At 41.0% G+C, this 22,202-nt stretch carries 13 protein-coding genes and 1 pseudogene; 11 read left to right on the top strand and 3 right to left on the bottom strand.

The window, feature by feature from the left end; all coding sequences use genetic code 11:
- Positions 1-474 precede the first annotated feature (474 nt).
- From DP114_RS01310 to DP114_RS01285, 6 genes are all read left to right on the top strand, one after another.
- A complete protein-coding gene (locus DP114_RS01310; protein ID WP_169266979.1) occupies positions 475-1,989 on the top strand; it encodes a tetratricopeptide repeat protein in 1,515 nt (504 codons plus the stop codon).
- A gap of 82 nt (positions 1,990-2,071) precedes the next feature.
- Positions 2,072-5,212 (top strand): helicase HerA domain-containing protein, encoded by a 3,141-nt coding sequence (locus tag DP114_RS01305; protein WP_169266978.1) that lies wholly within the window; start codon positions 2,072-2,074, stop codon positions 5,210-5,212.
- A gap of 60 nt (positions 5,213-5,272) precedes the next feature.
- Positions 5,273-5,806 (top strand): hypothetical protein, encoded by a 534-nt coding sequence (locus DP114_RS01300; protein ID WP_169266977.1) that lies wholly within the window; start codon positions 5,273-5,275, stop codon positions 5,804-5,806.
- 41 nt (positions 5,807-5,847) lie between these two features.
- Entirely contained in the window at positions 5,848-6,903 is a 1,056-nt protein-coding gene (locus DP114_RS01295; RefSeq protein ID WP_169266976.1) for a hypothetical protein, read from the top strand.
- Between the two features lie 58 nt (positions 6,904-6,961).
- Entirely contained in the window at positions 6,962-8,896 is a 1,935-nt protein-coding gene (locus tag DP114_RS01290; RefSeq protein ID WP_169266975.1) for a hypothetical protein, read from the top strand.
- A 40-nt stretch (positions 8,897-8,936) separates the two neighbouring features.
- Positions 8,937-10,448 carry an Hsp70 family protein gene (locus DP114_RS01285; RefSeq protein WP_169266974.1) on the top strand — a complete coding sequence of 504 codons (1,512 nt, stop codon included), beginning with the start codon at positions 8,937-8,939 and terminating at the stop codon, positions 10,446-10,448.
- Between the two features lie 74 nt (positions 10,449-10,522).
- Here DP114_RS01285 and DP114_RS01280 read toward each other — a convergent pair whose 3' ends face one another.
- Both DP114_RS01280 and DP114_RS01275 read right to left on the bottom strand, forming a co-directional pair.
- Positions 10,523-12,028: a rhomboid family intramembrane serine protease gene (locus DP114_RS01280; protein ID WP_171975241.1), complete on the bottom strand. Its 1,506-nt coding sequence runs from the start codon at positions 12,026-12,028 to the stop codon at positions 10,523-10,525.
- A gap of 105 nt (positions 12,029-12,133) precedes the next feature.
- Positions 12,134-13,231 carry an AI-2E family transporter gene (locus DP114_RS01275; protein ID WP_171975240.1) on the bottom strand — a complete coding sequence of 366 codons (1,098 nt, stop codon included), beginning with the start codon at positions 13,229-13,231 and terminating at the stop codon, positions 12,134-12,136.
- 217 nt (positions 13,232-13,448) lie between these two features.
- On the opposite strand from DP114_RS01275, the gene DP114_RS01270 reads away from it, so the two are divergent.
- Entirely contained in the window at positions 13,449-13,661 is a 213-nt protein-coding gene (locus tag DP114_RS01270; protein WP_171975239.1) for a hypothetical protein, read from the top strand.
- 21 nt (positions 13,662-13,682) lie between these two features.
- On the opposite strand, the gene DP114_RS01265 is transcribed toward DP114_RS01270, so the two are convergent.
- Positions 13,683-16,190: a transglycosylase domain-containing protein gene (locus DP114_RS01265; protein WP_171975238.1), complete on the bottom strand. Its 2,508-nt coding sequence runs from the start codon at positions 16,188-16,190 to the stop codon at positions 13,683-13,685.
- Between the two features lie 453 nt (positions 16,191-16,643).
- Between DP114_RS01265 and DP114_RS01260 the strand changes: the two genes are divergently transcribed.
- The 4 genes and pseudogenes from DP114_RS01260 to DP114_RS01245 all read left to right on the top strand — a co-directional run bounded on the left by DP114_RS01260 (position 16,644) and on the right by DP114_RS01245 (position 22,100).
- Entirely contained in the window at positions 16,644-17,201 is a 558-nt protein-coding gene (locus DP114_RS01260; protein ID WP_171975237.1) for an NUDIX hydrolase, read from the top strand.
- Between the two features lie 716 nt (positions 17,202-17,917).
- Positions 17,918-18,757 (top strand): annotated as a pseudogene (gene iscB, locus DP114_RS01255) (RNA-guided endonuclease IscB); the annotation flags it as partial.
- A gap of 114 nt (positions 18,758-18,871) precedes the next feature.
- Entirely contained in the window at positions 18,872-19,678 is an 807-nt protein-coding gene (locus DP114_RS01250; protein ID WP_171975236.1) for a prohibitin family protein, read from the top strand.
- Between the two features lie 748 nt (positions 19,679-20,426).
- On the top strand, positions 20,427-22,100 hold the full coding sequence (locus DP114_RS01245; protein ID WP_171975235.1) for a general stress protein: 1,674 nt from the start codon (positions 20,427-20,429) through the stop codon (positions 22,098-22,100).
- Positions 22,101-22,202 lie beyond the last annotated feature (102 nt).

The raw sequence follows: 22,202 nt of genomic DNA, 5'->3' as shown, positions 1-22,202 counted from the left end.
CTAATCACACCTTAGCTTACTGCTCTGGTTAAGTAATGGGTAAGGTACTAATCTGCTGTTTTACCTCCGGCTTGATCGAATCAACCTTACGTATCAGTTGAGGGTGAATCCCTTCTAGAAAGCCAGTCTAGTAGAACGAAGTAAATACAGATCATCAACAGCGTGGGAATGTCTAACCAGTTTCCTCTCCTGTTTCTATATCCTTATTCCTACAAAAACTTATCACTTTCATAAGCCATAAGTATATTTTTATTAAAAATTGTATCAAAACAATCTCAATTGTACAGATTCTGTCAACGATTTTTCTCGCTTGTGAGCAATTCCGGAAGATTGTTAGTGATTTTTATCACACTCAGAAAATATATTTGATGTTACCAGTAGATATACGTAATAGTACTTTTGTTGTCAAAAATGATGTTTCAATAAAAGAAAAATTATGTATTTATCACTAGATTGTATATTTGTTGATTTAATATGGAAACTACTGCAACAGTCGTTACGGATTTTATTGATTATTACCAGATTCTTGGGCTAGAGCCAGAGTGGGATACGGAAAAGCTTCGTATTGAGTTGCGAAAAAAGATGGCAGGAACAAAAGCCCGCGTGAATGCCGCTACTGGAAAGAAGAAAGAAGAAATCGATCAGCTACTTAAGAAGATCGTTAAGGCAACAAAGCTACTTACAGATCCTGAAGCTAAAGCTAACTACGATCAAGAGCTAGCAGAATGGAACAGAACTGCAACTCCTGAGCAACAGGCAGCTGCAGCGGCAGTACCAACCCTGCCAGAATTGTGGGCGTTAATTGATGCTGGGCGGTATTTGGATGCTGTGGAAGCTGGCAAGCGTCTAATCAACTATACGCCAGATGATGATAAAGCATGGGAAGCATACGCATATGCTAACTTTAGGTGGAATGATTTTGCTAATGCTATTTACGCCTCTGAACAAGCTATCCGTTGCAACCCTCAAAATGCCGAGTATTATGCAGATGCAGGTCAATATTTAGCAGCAGCTGAGCGCTGGAATCAAGCCGTTGCGCAGCTTAATCGAGCCATTCAAATTGCGCCCGAGCAAGTGAGTTATAAGCTCACCCTTGCAGACATTCATACGAAATGTGGAAATTGGGGTGATGCTGAAGCAATATTACAAGGTGTACTCAGCCAAGACTCCTCTAATCAGACTGCTCGATCCTTCATGGCAATTGTTGTCGGTGCTAGAGCTGAAGAGAAAATTTCGGAAGTCATTAGTTTAGCTGACGAGGGTAAAAAGAAAGAAGCCCGTAAACTTCTCAAGGAAATTAAAGACGATTTTGAGAAGGCTCACAAATTAGCTGAAAATGATCCTGATATACGAGATTTACTCAATTCAGAGTCCATCAATGTCCGACGCGCCTTAGGCGTTAATTCATACCAAAGGATATTTGGATTAATTGTTGACTCTATGCTGACACTACCAGGATTGTTGATTGCGTCTATTTATACTAGTTATACTGGTTATACTGGTGCAAATGCTACAGCTTATTTCTTCGGGATTCTAATAAGCATATTGGTTGTGGGCTACTCATGGGTTTACCTTGCCTACAAAAATAATGGACAGGATTTAACAAAGCGTCTTCTGGGTATGCAAATTGTCAATGATACAGAAGACTCTGTGCCATCGTTAGGCAAACTGACTTTTAGAGCGATTCTGAAGCCGATTACTCTAATGGTGATTTACTTGGTGTTAGCCGCAATGTTTTTCTTCTCGGTTCTTGCCGGGATGGGTGAGGCTAATGGTGCAGATGCAACTGGATGGATTATTGGCATTATGATCGGTCTATTTATTTTGTCGTTCAGGCTTTTGTTTGATCTGCTTTTCATCACAGATAAGGATCTGGCTCCTACCGTTGTAGGTGCATTTTTGTTCTTGCACGATAAGCTCACTGGTACCACTGTTGCTTGTTCCACCAAGGATGACTTTCTAAACTTCGGTAAGTATCACTGGTATTAAGTGGCATGAGGAAGGGTATTTCTTAAATTCATTATTGAAGTTGATTAAAATACTCTTCTGTTAAATCTCCAAGAGCGATACTATGCAAACACTCACTTATCAAATTAATCATCTCCCGGATCTAGAGAAAACGGAGTACCATGCGCGCTACGGTGATGATCCTGCCTCTCGATTATTTGAGATGCAAGATAATTTTCTCTACACTATTTACACCGTTGCCAAACAGTATCCCCTCACATGCAGCTTAGTGTATTTTTACGATCCTACTGAAATCAATCAAGATAGGAAACTGCAAATTTTTATCCGTTTGATTTTTGATGAATCACTAGATGGAGATGCACTCTCGCAAGTAGAGAAAGTTTTTGGGGCTTCTTTTTGGAAAGACTTTTATGGCATTCAAGCCTCCCACGATCTATCCTCTTTAGACTTAGATTGGGTTCAATTTATCAGTTTTGGAATTAAGCAAGAAGAAAAGTTGCTTCCAACTGTCAAGCGAGATAATAGTCCATCACACTACTACCTGATTCAACCCTTTGAACCTCATGAGTCAGTAGATCGAGTGGGTTTTCTATCTAAATTAGAAACTTACGGGGGTAAGGCGATCACAGAAATCATTTTTCAGCCAACCTCCTTAAGTAGTGGGGAACAATCAGCACTAGACAACTTACTGAGGGTGCTTGGAGATCAAACATCATACGAAGTCAGCACTTCAGAAATTTCTGGAAAAGTCAGAGAAAAACCTGTAGATCCTGTAGCAGAACGCACACTCCGACAATTTGAAGATTTGCGTGAAGCAATTGCGAGTCAGCCCCTGTACGAAGTCTCAATTAGAGTTCTTGCTGAAAATCGTTTTAGTGCTAGCTTGTTACTCAACGAGTTCTGGATTGAGTCTAGCGAGAAGCCATTATACCGAGAAGTAAGTATAGGTTCAGAAAGTATTCAGCTAGCTCAAGCGATCGCAGCTTTTCGAGAGGGCAGGTTATTTTCGGAAGCGGTTTGGGCGCAATATTGGGATATCCATCCTGAAAACAGCCCACTGCTCAAGTTAAAACGACTGCATCGATTGTTTACTGTTGAGGAGTTGGGTGCTTGTTTTAGAGTCGTTGTTCCCGATCCAGTTGTGGTGTTTAGCGGCATCCCCAAGGAGACGGATTTGAAATCGGCTCAGACTAAAGATTCTATCCTGTTAGGGTGGCAATCGGGCAAATCCCAGAATCAGGCATTAGTCCCGCTGAAAAGTTTGAACAAGCATGTTTTTATCTGTGGTGTACCAGGTTCCGGTAAGACAACTGCTGTTTTAAATCTTTTGTTCCAGTTATGGACAGAACACGGTATACCATTTTTGGTGATTGAGCCGGCTAAAACGGAATATCGCTCAATGCTGAACTGTCGATATGATGAGTTGACGCTCAATTGCGATAGCGATTCCACAACACAGTCTTATATCCAAGCTCGAAATGTTCCAGTGGCGATCGCCAAAATGCAGGAGGACATCAAAGTCTATAGCTTGGGAAATGAAAGGGTTTGCCCTTTTAGGTTTAACCCCTTTGCATTCTATGGCACGACGACTTTAGACGAGCATATCTCCACCTTAGAAGCTTGTTTCAAGGCGGCAATGCCCTTGTTTGGTCCTTTGCCCGCTTTGTTGGCAGAAGCAATTGAGCAAATCTATGCCCAGATGGGTTGGCAGCCTCAAGACACGGCTGAGTATGGGATTAAGCGAGGGCGTGAATTTCCAACCATGCAGGAACTGTATGAGGGAGTGACTGCAATTTTGGAGACAAAGCAGTATTCATCAGATGTTGCAGGGGATATCAAAACTGCATTGGAAGTTAGGATTGGAGGCTTGTTGAGGCGTAGTGTTGGCAGTATGTTGAACACGCGGACTTCAACTCCCGATATTGCAAACTTGTTATCGCAACCCGTCATCTTGGAAATGGACTCGCTCAATGAAGAACAAGCCAACCTGATGACGATGTTTGTTTTAGCCACATTACGACAATATGCACGAGTTACGCGCAAGTCCGGAAGTTCGTTGAAGCATGTTGTCGTGATTGAAGAAGCTCATAATATAGTTGGCACCGACGCTCAAGCCAATAACGAGGAAGGTGCTTCCAGCCCGAAAGCAGAAGCAACTAAATATGTTGTGCGAATGCTGGCAGAAATGCGGGCTTTAGGGCAGGGTATCATTATTGCGGATCAACTTCCTAGTGCGGTGTCTCCAGAAGTTATCAAAAACACAAACGTTAAGCTGGCTCACCGAACAGTTTCAGGGGATGATCGGGAAATTTTGCAACAGTCTATGTTGCTCACAAGTACTCAGTCAGAGGAACTTGCACGCGCCAACCCTGGTGATGCTTACCTTTTTATGGAAGGAACTTATAAGCCTGTTCGGATTAAGGAGCCAAACACCAAGTTGATTTACGGGATAGAGGAACCACCTTCTAACGAGGAGCTTGTGGAGTGCATCCAAAATCGGGAGTTTTATCAGCAGGCGATCGCAACGAAGGCTTCGCTTTACCAACAAAAAGTTACTGACTCGCGCGAGTCAGTCAAGCTTCAGTTGGCAACGCTAATTCACAGCAGTACGGAGTCTATTAAGGCAGGTAATGACTTGCTCAATGTACCGTTGTCTGGGCAAGAAGATTTGGAGAAACTAAATTTTCTGGTTAGCAGCTTGCAGGAGTTTGCACAGGGGATTGCTGACTTAGTCATCTCATCACAAACCGAAGTTGATCGGCTCTGGAATACGACTAGACAGCAGGGAATTTTTGATGCTTTGCAAGCAGATGGTGAGGTTCAAGAAGTTGAGGAAAAATTGGTTCACTGTCAGCGATCGCTCACCGAACTGCGATCGCGTTGCGAAGGCAGATTACATGAGGTTAGAAAGCGAATAAGTTATCTGAATCACCGTTTACAGTTTCAACAGAGTTTTGTTAATGCAAAAGAGCGTTTTGAACAATATCTTAAAAAAGCTGATGAAGTGATTGCTCAGATTGAGAAAGTGGAACCTACTGAGAGTGTTCAGTTAGCGTATCAAGGAGTGCAAGAAGCACGAGAAGAATTTGACAGTGAGGTACATAGGTTCGATCAGTTAGATTCTGAGGAAAATCTTGAGTTAGCTAATCAATTGAACGATGAGCTTGCAAGGATGGCAAATCAAATTAGCGAAATTGAACAGAGGATTCATTTGAACTACAGAGCAAAGTATTCTTCATCTTGAGGAAGACGCTTAATAAGCATAAGTGTTTGACAAATTCGCTCAACCAAAGGAAATATCAATATGGCTGCTAAAGGTAAAAAAGAAATTAAACAAGAACTTGATAAGAAGAAACAAGAAGGTGATACCGCTAGTAAAAAGGCATTGGAGTTAGCTAAGTTAGCCGAAAAAACAAAGGCTGTGCTGGAGGGAATGCAAGGAGAAGCAACTGCGGAAGCTGCTGCAAGCATGGAGGGGGCTGCTGCTGCTTTTCAAGCAAAAATTGATGCACGCTATGTCGAAGCTGAGAAGCAATCTGAGAAAATTGATACGGAGTTGAAAAATAATCAGCAAAAGTTCAGCGAAGGTGTAAAAGCTGACCAAGCTGATGTACAGAAGCTCAATAATCTTAAGGCTGAGGCACAAAAAGCACGGGTAAGTGCTGAAAATATTAAGAAAGCTGAGAAAGCTAAAACAGATGAGATTAAGTTTCTGAACACTGAATCTCAGGCTATAGAGAAGTCTCAGCAAGAAATGCAAAAGAATATTAATGAGGCAAAGCAAAAAAGGCAGAGTGCTCAATTTACCTATCAATCAAAAAACACTCTAGGTTCTTGAAAACGCTAATCAACTAATACTTTTGTCCTCAGGATATAATCATGACTTCTAAGAAACGTAAGGAGATTGCTCAAGAAGTAAAGAGCCTAGAAACTAAAGGGCTAGATGCTAACCAGAAAGCTATTGAACTTGCAAAGCTTGCTGAAAAAACTCAGCAAACATTCAATAGCTTAGATCGTGGAGTGACTACAGAGCTTATCCAGGAACAGAATCAGTCTGCTAGGGAAACTCAACAAGCTGTCAGTGCAAAACATGACTTAGAAATTGGTAAAATAGAGGAAGTCTATGATGAACTCGAACAAACGAAGGATAATTTATCTAAAGCTACTTCTAGTAATGTTTCAGATATAAATAAGCTTCAAAATCTCCAAAAAAAATCAGAATCAGTTGGGATTGATAGTTCTCACATTTCTCAAGCTGAACAAGAGAAGAATAAAGAAAATAACTTGTTATCTCAATTAGAGCAGAGTATAGATGGTACTCAAGCTCAACTCAGGCAACAATTAGATCAATCCAAAAAGAGAAGACTAAATGCTCAGGATAGTTACAGAAATAAAGACTTAGGTGGTACTGACAAAAAAACTGAATCAACTCCATTAGATGCTGAATATAATAAAAATCTCAATGATGTTGTAACAGAGAACAGTCAAGATGAAAATCCAGCAAAACAGAATATTTATCTAGCAGGAGTTGACATTGAAAAATTAACCGAGCAATTTAATGACATAAAAGATTCTGTTTACTCTTTTTTTGAGAAGATAGTAGCTTTAGCTACAGTAGGAACCTCTCTATTTGTGACGGTGGTCACTAACCGAAAGGTGAGTCAGTTGATGGATAAAGCAGCTGATATTTCAATATCTGCTACCGAATTCGTTGATGATTTTATGAATGCCGTAGAAGTAAGTAACCGCACAATAGGAGCAGAGTCTTTTCCTTTACCAGAGGATTCTCTCCCCAAACAGGTTAAGGAACTTAGCGATAAACAGAGGGATGTTCATCAGCTAAGTGATGAGGCTCAAGATTTAGTGGAAATAGAGGACGATAAGAGAGATGGGCAAGATGATAGACGAAAGAAGAAAAAATCTAAAAAATCCTGATTTTTCCTAATTCATTTACTATTTATATTTTTCTATAATGTCGATAACAAAGGATTATATGCTATTTGAAATTTTCTTTAACAAATACTATAAGCAAATCAGCCTGTCGCTGTTACCCGAGTATAAAAAAACTTTGGGTAAAATTTATATCAAAGATATCCAAAAAACGTTACAAAAAATACAAGACTATAATAATCAGGCGGCTTTTGAACATTTAACCCATATTCAAGAAAGTTTTGAAAATCGGTATCAGTTAACGTTCAAACCGATATCTTTCTCGGAAGAATTAGTTAGGAAGAAAATTAGAGCAGAAGTTGAACCGGAATGGTCAAGCTTCTTCAAAACTGTATTAGTGCTTATTGACAATCATGATTTTTATAAAGCTATTGAGAGTATATTTCAGCGTAACTTTGATGGTATTGTGAAAGCAACAGAAGTTCTAGCTAGAGATTCATGGTTGATTGTAGATGTTCAAAAGTTTTGTTCTGAAGCTGAGAACGTGGGAAAAGCAAAAGAAAAACTCGTCCAAAATTTGCGCTTTCTTTCACAAGAATCTGCATCCAATTTATTTGAGTCCTACTACTCCAAAATTCGTTCCCTACAAAGCGATATAGAAAACTACTCATATCAAACACTTCAAGAGCTTCGTCAAGCGAAAGAAGTTTTATCTTTTCAGGTCGAAAAACTTCTTTATGAAGAACAGAATATTCAGTCTAAGTATGAACAATTCTTTCTATATTATCGTCTACGTATAGCAAAGCAAGTCGATCCAGTTTGCGATCAGCTTCGACTATTCAGTTTTAGATCCCAGAAGTTTCGTTCAGAATTTCTAGAAGCTCTCATCGGGCTAGAGCATAGCCACCCTGAAGATTTGGCTTCTACTAAAGAACTCTTAGATAACCAGTTTGAAAGCTTACTCCAAGAACTCAAACAGATGCTCGCAGTTGAGCAAGCGAATGAAAAGTCCCGCGCTGCAATTAAACATTTAGGAGAACACAGCAAGTTTAGCTTTTTTCAGGAGGTTGCAGAAGAAGCGCAACAGTCTGCATTAAGTGCGATCGGTAGCACTGTGCGAGATATAGCAGTTTTCCCTGTTATGGTTGAGAGGATAGATAAAGTTGAAAAAGACTTTCGTAATCAGATCAATACATTACTAGAAACTGAGCGTAGATACCTCAAAATAAGAAAAGATACTTTAAGTAGTGTCAGTTCAAACCTAAAATTTTCTATTGGCTTTTTGAATTTAGACTCAGAGCGTCTTGACGAAATCTTTCTTCCAAACAGTTCTTATCGACTACTGACTGCACAACTCAATAGCTATGACGTTGAAGCTAGCAAAGCTACCTTAAGCCAACTAACCGCCGATGGAACACTTCTAAGTATTGGCGATTTAGGTAATCCTAAACGAGAACCTATCAATGTTTCAACAGAGATTATTTTGAGCAAACTCGCTGAAGTACTAGCTCAAAAATCTAAAGAACTGGGAGTTTGTGATTTGGTTGGCTTTATACCAGTTATGTTTGACGAACAGGAAAGAATAGATGTCCCCAGTATTTTGTTCTTCTGTCGTAAACCACAAGAAACAAGACCAGAATTAACTGGATTATTGGAGGTGCGTCAACAAGGAAAACTTCTTTACATCAGAAAGCTATCCTGTATTCTCCCATTACCATCACGGGTTCTTAATGAGTTACTAGAAACCTACAAAGCAGCTTTTCGAGCAAACTCCCGCAATGTTACGCAGTTAATAGCAGATGATTTCCTAGCGAACAAACTTAAGGTAGATTTCCAGGGGCAAATGGCACAAGCTATGACACAGGCAAAGCAGAAACTCAAGTCAGGATACCTTGATGATTTAAAGCAGGAAATAATCAACTTAGCTGCTAATAACGCCATAGAAACTAATAGCTTTCTTAAGACCATAGATAACTTAATTATTGAAGCACTAGATTCTCTTGTTCACGGAGAAGTCGATAAGCCTAATATCTGGTAAACCAAAATTTTCAACTTTTTAATATTACTTGAGGAAAACTATGAGTTACGTAATTGGAATCGATCTAGGAACTACTTATTCTGCAATGGCGTATATCAACGCCGATGGTAAGAGCGAAATTATCCCCAATGCTGAAGGAGAGCGGATCACTCCCTCGGTTCTATTATTTGAAGACGATAGTGTTGTTGTTGGCAGTTATGCAAAGAATGTCGCCGTCTCTGAAGGAGAACGGGTTGTACAGTTTATCAAGCGTCGGATGGGCACCGACTATCGAATTCGCCAAAATGGTCGAGACTATAGCCCTGAAGATATCTCAGCCTTGATCCTAAAAAAGCTTAAGCAAGATGCTGAAGTCTTCCTAAATACCACCATTCGTGATGTTGTCATCACTGTGCCGGCTTATTTTGATGACAAGCGGCGTGTTGCAACCAAAACCGCTGGAGAAATTGCAGGTTTGAATGTTCTGGGCATCATCAACGAACCCACTGCTGCCGCTTTAGAGTTTTCAGCCAGTCGTGAAGTTCACAATAAAACTATCCTTGTCTACGACTTGGGCGGTGGTACCTTTGACATCACAATCATGAAAGTCAATGGTAAAGACGTCAATGTGATTGCTTCTGGTGGAGATCACGAATTGGGCGGGAAAGATATAGACGATTGTTTAATCGCATTTTTCCAACAAGAGTTTCGTAAAGCAACGGGCTTCGATCCACTGACATCTCTGGCAGGTGAACAAGAACTTCGCAGCAAAGCAGAGGAAACTAAGCGGAAGCTTTCTTCCAGCCCTAATGCTAGAGTCTCCCTCAATGTTGAAGGACGACAAGCAGCGTTCAAAATTACTCAACCTCAGTTTGAAGAACTGATTGATGAATTGGTTCTTCGGACTGAAATGAACGTAGAACTTGTTTTAGATGAAGCTGAACTCAGCACTCGTAAGATTGATGATGTCTTGCTTGTGGGAGGTTCTTCGCGGATTCCGTTAGTAGCAAAAATGCTGACCCGGTTATTTGGAAAAGAGCCTCTGCGATCAGTAAACCCTGACGAGGTTGTTGCCCAGGGAGCAGCAATTCTTGCAAATAGTCTGGCAATTGAAGCAGGCGAAGTTCCACAAACTCCTAACACACTATTACCTAACATCTCTGATGTCTGTGCCCATAGCCTGGGAGTAGTAAGTCTCAACGACTTTGGAGTACCTGAAAACTCAATAATTATTCCAAAAAACAGTAAAATCCCTTGCCAACAATCCCAGGTTTACGGGACTGTTCGAGATAAGCAAGATGCAGTAGATATTGAGATTCTTCAGGGTGATGCCCAAGATCCACAAGACTGTGTACAATTAGGAATTGCACGAATGGAAAATTTACCACCTTCTCTCGCGGGTTCTCCCGTTGAGGTTACGTTTGCATACGATGCTAATGGGATTCTTCATGTAAAAGGGGTTTTCTTGAATACGGGACAAAGTATCTCGACCAACATTGAAGTTCAAGGAGTAATATCACCTGAAGCTGCGCGACGCAGTAGACAGGAACTACAATCTATTAGCGTAGAGTAATACGATTGCTCCGGAAATCACAACACGTGCGCCAAATTTGATTCTACAAGCCAATTAACAATTTGAAACCTCGCTCAAAAAGCCTTTAAAATCATCCCCATCACAAAACCAACAATCAACCCAGAAGTATGTCCAACGAAGCTAATCTGTGGAGTTGTCAGGTCAAAGATGCTTTGCAAAACAATTATTGCTAAAATTCCTCGCAAATTTCTAGCAGCAAGGCGCGTCTTTTTCCTTAGCCACTCGTGTAACAGCACAGCAGTAAAACCACCAACAAGACCCATCACACATCCTGATGCACCAACTACAAAATCAGATTGAGAATATCCCAGAACTGACATATAAGTCACAGCCAGCATAGAGCCAATTGCACTAGCAAAATATAACAGGAAAAATTGGGGTGACCCGAGGGCAAATTCCATCAAGCGACCAAATAAATAAAGACCTAACATATTTAGTAATAGGTGCAAGAACCCGAAGTGAAGAAACGTGGCTGTTAACAAGCGCCACCAATCTCCTTTAACAACTTCTTGTGGTACTAATGCACCTAAACGATATAAGTTATTTAGGTTGGTGCTACCTCCCAGTTTCACCTCTAGGGCAAAAGCAAGTACATTTAAAGTAAGAATAAAATATGTAGCGATCGCAAAACGTGGCTTGAAGCTAGCTCTAGCGCTGTATGTTGTTTCAGACTCTATTTCTGTAGTAATTTTAAATAAAATCTCTCGTGATTTTTCAGTAAGTAATGTGTCAGCGACAACCACAGGACTAGATAAACGTCTTGCTACTGCGTTACGAATGCAAACATTGTTACTATCAGCAAGACTCAAAAATTGCTCGACAGCTATAACTTCTCTTCCAGCGGCTTGATCAACTGTTGCTAGCCAAAATAGTTTGATGGTGTTGGAATAGTCCGATAGTGAACCACTCAATAATCTCGCGACATATTCTGTTTTACCGCAGAAGGCTAGCACATACATACGCGCTAGATTTTGTGTTCTTGGGTTAAGTATTTTTTCCAGGCTTGGCTGATAGCGCTCCCAAGCTTGGAGCATACCATTCAAATCGCCAGTTTCTCCAAGGGTTCTCAGATAGCAAACCAGCATATCGAAATCCTTGCGCAATACTGCTTCGTTTAGGCTATTCTGTATCCACAGCAGCAATTCTTCCCAACGAGCATCCATTTGGTAAAGGCTGACAGCTGCAGAACGACCAGTTGGTGTTGTAGCAGTTTGATAACGGTCTAAAATTGCAACAGCTGAAGCTCTTGCTCCACGTTGACCCAAATCCAAAGCGTATAACAATTTAGGTTGCTCACGCCAACCATCCAAGGGATGCAGCCACCAAATCAGACTCGCCACTCTGCTTGCTTGACCAAAACGTTGTTGGTCAATAAGTTGGTCAACTTTTTTGTGACCAATATTAGGCAAAATAACTAAAATTGCCCACAAACATCCACCAATCAACCCACCCAGGGATGGAGTCAGATAAGACAAAAGTGCTATTATAACTAAGATTAATCCTGATACTAAAATCCAGCCACGATTATTATTAGTTCCAGATAAAGATGCGCTCATCATGGTCGAGATACATGATAGGCACACCATCCAAGTTAATATGTGATTAAGATCCATTTCATTTACAATAATCAGGAAGTACCTGGTTGTACAGTAATAACCCAATCACTACTCATTGGTTAATATTTCTGACAATTCTTTACTCTCAACAACACTGTCGGAATAATCAGGTTTAGAAGGAAGTTGCCAATTATCTAGTGCATCTTTGATCACACCTGCTACGGGTACAGCAATAAGTAATCCCAAAACTCCACCAATGTAAGTTCCTACTAGTAAAGAAATTAAAACCCAAATTGGTCTAAGTCCTGTAAAACTACCTAAAAGTCTTGGAGCGATCGCTTGGTCAATTAATTGGTCAACGACAACGGCTACAGCTAAAACCCTTGCTGCTAGCCAAAAGTCATGTGAAGCTATGATGAGAGTAACTACAGCAAGGCTAACAACATCACCGAAGGGAATTAAACTCAAAATCCCGATTCCCAAACCAAAGAGTAAAGCAAATTGAACTTGAAGAACGAGAAACACTATAGTTAGTGAAATACCCATCAGAAAAGCTAAAGCTACCTGACCAATTAAGTAATTTTGAAAATTTTTTTGAATAGACTGCCTCAACTGCTGACCAAAACTCAAAGGTAATTTTTTAAAGAAACTATCCCAAATTCTCGCACCATCTAATAGCAAATAGACAGTTAGCACCACTGTAATTAAAGCTTCTGAGATACTATCAATAGTGTCGATTGCAATAGTAAATAGTTCATCTACTAGATAGTCTAACTCATCAGGTAAGCGATTTACTATTTGATAAAATATCTGATGAAAATTTACTTTGAAACCGAAGCTTAGTATCCAATCATTAATATTTTTTAATTTCGATTCACTAGAATCAATCCATTGAGGAAGTATTGTCACCATTTCATGAGATTGCTGTAAAATAATGGGCAATACTGTCAAACCTAAAGCAAATACAATTATTACAGTTGTTATAAAAACTAATGCCACTGCATAATTTCTTTTCACTCCCCGTTGCTGAAGAATCGAAACAGGATAATTGAGAATAAAGGCAAGTAAACCTGCTAATATAAAAGTTGTTATAAGGGGTTTAAAATATAGAATAACTCTAAACGCTAGCCACCCATTGAGAAAGACTAGCGGGAATATGAGTGTCAAAATTAACAATGGCAGTAATTTGCTCAGTGAAATATTCATATTAAATCGCCGAAAATTTTAGTTTGGCAATGCCCATTTATCATATTAAATCTAATTAATAACAAAGCACTCAACAGAAATGCTCAGACAGTAGTTTTGATACTCTTACCGTCCATAACTAACTATTCTATTATTGTTGATTCAGTTGCACAGAATCTCTTACCCAGTTCTATAAAATTCGTTTCGTTGCCCGTAATATCAAGCTTAGAACGTGGTGATGCTGGTAATGGATGCCACGTCATGCGATCGCCTCGTTAAGACTGTAATCAACCATACAAGGTTTATTTTGGACTTAATAGGCGATCGCGCAGCGCGCCCTGTTGCCCAACCGCACTCCGTGCGGTTACCTCAAAGTTCGGCTTTGAGGAAGCCTGTTCTGGAAGAACAGGCGCTTGCACATAGGGGCGATCGCCCCCTTAGAAGCTGCTAAAAAGCAGACTTGATACCATCTCTAACCTTCAGGACCTGTTTCTGAAGATGGCGTAGTAGGTCTAAGTCTTTCCCGCCACGAACGTGTTGGAGGAGAAGAAGTTGAATTTGAGGGACGAGGGTTGTTTGCAGGTGGCGCTGTATACTGTCGTCTACGCCTTCTAGGAGGTGAATAATCAGAGTTTTCTGTTCGATAGCGCCGCCGTGAACGATACGATTGTGAGGACGACTCACTACTAGAACTTGATTCTTCACTACGATAACGACGACTATAGCGCCTTCTAGGTGTTGAGATTTCCTGTTGTTGTTGTTGTTGCTGATCCTCCTGATAATAGCGTCTTCTATATCTGCGTCTTCTAGATGAACGCTCTTCACCACTATTATCATCAGAATTTACTTGTTGACTTCGTCGTCTGTATGACCTGCGAGTATATTGTTCATCAGATTGCTGGTCATCAGAGGTGATAGCGCGATTGATAATTCGCCTAGCTTTGACTGGTACTGCTTTTATCGTAGCTTTTCGACCTTCTAACTTGGGTCTTTCTGGAAACTTTTCAACCGGTATTTCCTTGACCGCTTTTTCCATAAATTCATGCCAGGTGTAAGCAGCACTCCCACTACTACCCCAAGTAGGTTTATTATTGTCATTACCTAGCCAAACTCCTGTTACCATCTGAGGAATATAGCCAATAAACCATAAGTCGCGGGCATCATCAGTGGTGCCAGTCTTGCCAGCAACCGGTCTACCTAATTGAGCCGCACGACCAGTTCCATTTAGCACAACATTACGAAGCATCCAAGTCATGATAGCAGCACTGTCTGCATCGATCGCCCGCTCTTGCTTAAAATTAGCAGACCAAATGACTTTACCTTGACGGTCAAGGATACGGGTAATACCATGAGGAGCGACGTGTAACCCTTTCGTAGCGAAGGAACCATAAGCACTAGTCAACTCTAGCAAATTTACTTCAGAAGAACCCAGCGCCAAGGAATACATCGGTTTTAGTTCCGATTGAATCCCCATCCTATGAGCAAGTTGAATGGTTGGTTGAAAACCGACTTTCATCAGGATTCTCACCGCAACAATGTTGATCGATTTGGTGATTGCATCCCTCATGCTAAGCATGCCTCGGTAACCCTCATCAAAGTTTTTTGGTTCATAACCATCTACAACTAGGGGTGCATCGAGGTAGGTGTCGTAAGGATCCATCCCGCTTGCTATAGCAGCTGCATAAACAAACCCTTTGAATGTTGATCCTGGTTGACGCTGTGCCTGAGTCACGCGATTAAATTGGTTTTTACCAAAGTCTTTTCCCCCAACCATTGCCTTAATTTCACCATTGCGGGGATCAACAGCAACCAAAGCCGCTTGCTTGAAGTTTTCCCAGCGCCCCTCATTTCGCAGCGTTTTTTTCACAGCTGCTTCCGCCGCCTTCTGCCAATTCAAGTTCAGACTTGTTTCCACTGTGAAACCGCCTGCTTGTAGTGCTTTGGGGGAAACATACTTAGGCAATTCTTTCTGAACGTAGCTAATAAAGTAGGGGGCTTCTTCTTGCCATCGCTTGGGTGAACTGGGTTTCAGGTGAATCGGTTCTGCAGTTGCTGTTTGTTTTTCGGCTGCTGTAATAAATCCATATTCCAGCATCCGCTGTAGTACCAAATCTCGCCGTTGTTTTGCCTCTTGTTTATTCACTTGTGGCGAAAAGCGATTTGGGGCAGGAGGTAATGCTGCAATTATCGCCATTTCATCCAAGGTGAGTTGATCCACAGATTTACTAAAATAAACCCATGCTGCATCTGCGACACCGTAAGCACCAGAACCCAAGTAAACTAAATTCAGGTAACGTTCCAGAATTTCGTCCTTGGACAATTGCCCTTCAATTTTTTGTGATAATCGGGCTTCTTTTAACTTACGCCAGAAAGTTTTCTCTTGTTTGAGAAACAGAATTCTTGAGAGTTGTTGCGTAATTGTACTACCACCTTCGACCACGTTTTGCGATCGCAGGTTATTTAAAACTGCTCTCACAATTCCTTGGGGATCAACTCCGTTGTGTTCTTTGAACCTTCTGTCTTCTGAAGCAATAAAAGCTTTTTTAAGTTTATCTGGTATTTCTTCTATTTTTAACTGTTCTCTAGTTGCTTCACCTTGTTGTTGTATTATGCTACCATCAGCTGCTTTTATAGTCAGTGTACGTTCTCGAACAATTGCAGTCAGTTCCGCTTTATCTGGTAAACCTTGGTCTATTGCTCGAATTCCGTAGGCTATGGCAATAATTCCACTACTTATACCCAAGCCTGCCCAAAACCAGTAACGACGATAAAGGGGTTTGTGACTACCAGGAAGTTTGGAAAGTATCTGGTTCAGTAATTTGTTTTGCCTTGCGGGCTTGGTTGGTGTTGTCTTATCATTTTCATTTGTTAATCCCTTGTTCTCCTCATTTTGGTCACTAAGCGGCGAGTTTGGTTGAACCTTATCAGCTTCACTCGACTTTTCTGGTCGTTCCTTGAACCAGGAGGTAAACTTAACCACGTTAATTCCTCACTTCAAGCAGTTGCAATCTAACCACCATCCAAAGTTTTTTGATCATTGCACTACATTCGTGATAGTATATCACCCAACGAATGATTGGATATATCGTTTTTGCTAAAATTTTTGTTGTAGTTTTGTGTTTTTATTTATACAAATTTTATCTTTTCTCATTGCATCAAGCAATAGTACTGCTGAAAAGATATAAAACACAAAAACAAAACAGGCAAGCAAAATACGTTACTTAATAAAGGTTAATAGTGCGATCGCCCTTGGCAGTAAAATTGGTCATTATCCTGTGCGACAAGAAGGTTGAGAAGTCAAAGATAGGTAGGCTGTTCTGAAGTACACTTGTTGGTGGCTACTAAGTTTACCACTAACAGATACAGACAACGCTGATTTTGACATCTTCAGCAAAGCCTTAGTCTGTGTATTTTTAAAGCAAATTATTGAACTATGCCACTAGGTAGAGAATTACCCCAGCTGCTCAGACAGCGCTTGTACTATAAAGGACGCAAATTTGATTTTGAGGTTAATCGCTTACGATTACCTAACAACGCAGAAGGAGAATGGGAATGCATTCGTCATCCAGGTGGCGCTTTAGCTATACCCGTCACTTCAGAAGGTAAACTGATACTTTTGCGCCAGTATCGTTTTGCAGTTCAAGGAAGAGTGTTAGAGTTTCCTGCTGGTACATTGGAACCAAACGAAGACCCCCTACAGACAATTCAGCGTGAAATACAAGAAGAAACTGGCTACCGTGCCCAAAAGTGGCAAAAACTAGGAGAATTTTTTCTCGCTCCGGGTTATTCTGATGAAATCATTTATGCTTATTTAGCACAAGATTTAGAAAAGCTGGAGAAAGCACCAACACAAGACGAAGACGAGGATTTGGAAACAGTGTTTTTCACACCAGATGAGCTAGAGAAATCTATTCTTGACGGTGAGCTACTTGATGCTAAATCAATTTCTAGCTTTTTCCTGGCTCGTCCGTTTTTGAATCAGTTGAGTTGATAATCTACTGCAGCTATATGAGTACTCCAACCAGAAGATGTTAGCATCTAGTAACGCAAGTTGCGGCTTATCTACTATAGATTGATTATTAAGTGCGATACGCGTGGGGTCAAGCCTCTAACTTATTGCCCTTCTTGGCGAGCGAAGGTAGCTTTTGCAAAACCCTCTAAACCTATCTTTGGACAACAGGAAGCGTTTTGGCGATACGCGTAGCGTCAAGCGTCTAGCTTATCGCCTGAAAAAAACAAGCCAAGCCTATCCCAATTATTCAGGCTGGGACTATTTATACCCATACATTTAGGTGTAGAACCAGATTGAGTTATTCTAGCCAAGGCTTGTTTGTTCTGTTTATTGGACTCTAATTTAATTTTTGCTCTGGGTACAGCTTTATTCCTTCTTTCCCTTCGGGGAAGACCTCCGGTCTCGCTGCGCTAACGCCAGTCCCCCAATCTCCTGCACAGACGCTACGCTAACGTGACGGAGACCGCCCCTACGGGGTTCACCAGTCACCTGCGGAGGGAAACCCTCCCGCAGTGCTGGTTCACCAAGACGGGGGCTGGTCTCACCTGTTAAGCGTTAAGACTCTCAAGAAGTGATTCTCAAAAATCTTTGGAGGATTGCTATAGGTGCTTAACTGATAACTGAAGACTATTGAAAAATTGGCGTTCCCAAATCAGTTGTAAGCAACCCCCAAATTCAATTTGGGGGCTTCAGCAGTCGCATTAATTGAAGTGATAAGCCAAGAGTTAGTACGCTTTGATATGCAGCTAATGCGTAATCCTGATATTCAAGGTAAGGAATACCAACAGGGTACTCTTGCAGGTTATGAAACCAGAGAATACCTACTAGAAAAGTGGAATAGACAGTGCGCTTACTGCGGAACAAAGGACGTTAAATTGCAAATAGAACATATTCACCCTAGGTCTAAAGGTGGCTCTAATTCAATCACAAACCTAACCCTAAGTTGTGAGAAATGTAACACCAAGAAAGGGACAAAAGATATTAGGGAGTTTCTCAAAAAAGACCCATCAAAGTTAGAGAATATTCTTAAACAAGCAAAAAAACCATTGGTAGGTGCTGCCGCAGTTAATACAACTAGGTTTGCATTGCTGGAAGTGTTAAAAGCAACTGGTTTATCAGTAGAAACTGGATCAGGAGGATTGACCAAATTCAACCGCACTCAGCAAGGTTTAGACAAAACGCATTGGCTTGATGCTGCGTGTGTGGGGAAATCTACGCCAATTCTCAATGTCAAGAATGTAAAACCCTTGCTGATCACAGCAAACGGGCACGGAACCCGTCAACTATGCCGAACTGACAAATACGGTTTTCCTAGTCGTCATTGCTCAAGAGCTAAATTTCATTTTGGTTTTCAAACTGGATATGTTGTTAAGGCAACCGTTACTTCTGGGAAAAAGGTTGGTCAATATGTTGGAAGAATTGCAACTCGTGCAACAGGCAGTTTTAACGTTGCAACTAAGACTGAGTTAATCCAAGGCGTTAATCACACGTATTGCAAACACATTCACAAAAAGGACGGTTATTCATATGCCTAATTTGGAGAATTTGAGGGTTTACCCTAAGCGTAGTCGAAGGGTTGATAAATCAAGCGTGTCGTGTTTCCTCCGTGGCTTGAAAGCGCACGGTTTCCACACTCCCGTGAGGTCAGCATGAAAAAAAGTAAAGCCTTTAACAGTGCTGGTAAACTAACTGCACTTTTATGCTTGATTACCATTTTCCTCACGCCTTTTGTCATTGTCAACGCAGGCGAACGAGGAGTGTTAATGGAATTTGGAAAAGTACAAGAAACGACACTAGGAGAAGGAATTCATGTCGTTATTCCTATCGTTAATACAGTAAAAACATTGAGCGTTCGAGTTCAAAAACAAGATATTTCTGCTGAGGCTTCTTCCAAAGACTTACAGGATATTTTTGCAGATGTAGCGCTCAATTGGCATATAGTTCCAGAGGAAGTCAATCGCTTATTTCAACAAATCGGAGACGAAAAGAATGTTGTAGTTCGGATTCTTAATCCAGCAATCGAAGAAGTCCTCAAGGCAGTTATTGCAAAGTATACTGCTGAGGAATTAATTACTAAACGAGGAAAAGTGAAAACCGAAGTAGATGATGTATTAACGGCACGATTAGCAAACTATCATGTCGCAGTGGATGATGTTTCTCTTGTGCATGTTCACTTCTCTCAGAAATTTGATGAAGCAGTAGAAGCGAAACAAATTGCCGAACAAGAAGCAAAGAAGGCAGAGTTTGTAGCGCTCAAAGCATCAAAAGAAGCAGAGGCAAAAGTTAATCTTGCAAAAGGACAGGCTGAAGTACATAAATTACTAAATGAAACTCTAACCCCAGAAATTTTGCAAAATCGAGCATTAGATAAATGGGATGGCAAGTTGCCACTTATTCTTGGTGAAGGCAAGCCAAGGCTATTAAATATAAGCGAATTTTTCAAAGCTTATCAATAAATAATACAAAACTTAATTTTATAGATTGGTAGGTAGGAATAAACAAATCTACCAAAGCCAAAACTAATAACGCCTGAAACCCTTACTAGTAAACGGTAGCTTACCCAGCCCGTGTTCATCACAAAGGTTGAGGCACTGTCTTGCGATACACCTGTTCGACTTTTCGGAGGGAAACCTTCCGCAAAGCCTCTGAATGACCGCAACGCGCGGGTGTAGGGGTATAGGGGGAAGAAGGACTCAAGCCCTCAACTCATATCTTGCACCTCTGCGTATAAAACCGTACAAGCTAAAAAGAGGTACGATAAAGCTACATGAATTTTATGAACTTCTCTTGCTAAATCAAGACTTATGCTTGAATACTGAGTTCCTAAAATCCATCAATTTTTCTTGGCGCAATATGTGAGTCAATTCATTGATGGGGATCCCCTACACTCTTACACCCCTAGTTTGCTGACAGTCAGATTGTCTGCCTTGATACAGAAAACACAAAACAAGACATTGTTTGATTAAAATTAATGAGACTTTTAGACATCATCTCAAAAATCAAAAATGAGAAAAATAATCTTAAATCAAATCAAATCTTAATTTTTTTAAAAAAACTACACATTATTTTATTTTCTAATACTAAAGATAGATAAAAATTCCTCCAAGGGATTGATGAAAAAAAAATTAAAAACCTGGATAAATAAAATCGAAGGTACTAAATAAGAACCTAGAAAATTAATTTTACTCTTGAGGTTAAGAAAGCATGGTTATAGGTGTAAATAAGCGTGCTGTAGGTGTGTTTTCTAATCGTCGAGATGCAGAAGGCGCACTCTATGAGTTGAGAGAATCGGGCTTCCCGATAGATAAAGTATCTGTCATCAAGCAAGATGCAGACCGCAACGATGAGATTGCGGGCACTGAAGTGCGGGAAAATATCGGTAATAAATCTGATGAAGGCGCTACAGTTGGAGCTGTTTCTGGTGGTGTGTTGGGCGGATTAACTGGTTTGTTAGTTGGTCTTGGCACATTAGCAATTCCGGGAATTGGTCCGATTATGCTTGCTGGAGCAACAGCAACAGCCCTAGCTACAACTGCAGCAGGAGCAGGTATTGGTGCTGCTGCTGGTAGTCTACTTGGTGCATTGGTTGGTTTGGGAATTCCTGAAGAAAGAGCCAGAGTTTATAACGAACGAGTAGAGCGCGGAGACTACCTGATCATCATAGATGCCACAGACGCAGAAATCGCTAAAGCAGAAGAGATTTTAAAACGGCGAGGAATTGAAGAGTTTGACGTTTACGACAGATCTGGAGTCACAAGTGGGACAGCCGAATATATCTCGCCAGCTACTGGACTCTCCTCTCCTCCACGTGGAGGTTTGGGTCATAATAAACACGCCGTTGGTTATTTCTCTCATCTGCGCGATGCCGAAGCTGCAGTTAGCGATTTGCGAACAGCAGGTTTTCCTTTAAGTCAAATTTCCCTATTTAACAGGGACTCAACCCGAAGGGAACCTTTTGCCGGAGTTGACTTGAAGGATCGTATTGACGCCACAAGGTTTAGATTTCCTGATGCTCGCACTCACTTTTACAATGAGCGCCTGAATAATGGAGATTATGTCGTCGTTATTGATGGTACAGATGATGAGATTAATAGCGCTGGCACGATTCTAAATCGGCATGGAATTGAACAATGGGAGATTCACGATCCAGTTCTCATCAGTTCTACACAGCCTGTTGGGCGCACAGCAACATTGCAAAGAACTAGACGAGCAATTGGCGTCTTTTCTCACCGCCGTGATGCAGAAGCAGCACTGACAGAACTGCGAGATGCAGGTTTTCCTTTGAATCAAGTGTCGTTGATTGCAAAAGATACAGATGGCAAGAGCAATATTGCTGGCGTCAATACAAATCTTGAAACAGGCAATAAAGCAGACGAAGGCGCAAAAGCTGGCGCAGCCACAGGCGGTGCGCTAGGCGGTTTGGGAGGCTTGTTAGTTGGTCTTGGTGCATTAGCGATTCCTGGTGTTGGTCCTATCATTGCAGGCGGTGCAGCAGCAACTGCTTTAGCTACAACACTTGCAGGCGGAGCGATTGGTGCGGCTGCTGGTGGTTTGGCAGGCGGACTCGTTGGTTTGGGAATTCCAGAAAACCGTGCGCGAGTTTACAGCGATCGCGTCAATAGAGGCGATAACTTAGTGATGGTTGATGGCACAAACGATGAAATCCACCGTGCTGAACCGATTTTGAAACGTCGAGGAATTGAAGAGTTTGATATCTTTGATGCCACCGACATAGATGGTGTTCATCACCAAGGTTATGACCGAAGTGTTCGTCGGGAAACGCCATTTGTAAATAGCCCTTCTACCAATTACTCAACAGGATATGACGATAATGATCCTGCTGTGATAATTATTGACCACCGAACCGAAATGGCGTAGTCGTTAGTGGTTAGTTGTTATGGGTTAGTAATTTATGATTATTCATTCATAGTAAGTCATTGCTAAGAATTAACAACTAACTACTCTTAAATTACAAATAAT

It is taken from the genome of Brasilonema sennae CENA114 (assembly GCF_006968745.1).
Lineage (GTDB): Bacteria > Cyanobacteriota > Cyanobacteriia > Cyanobacteriales > Nostocaceae > Brasilonema > Brasilonema sennae.
Note: the sequence above shows the minus strand (reverse complement) of the source record. Positions and strands in the feature narration are given on the sequence as shown.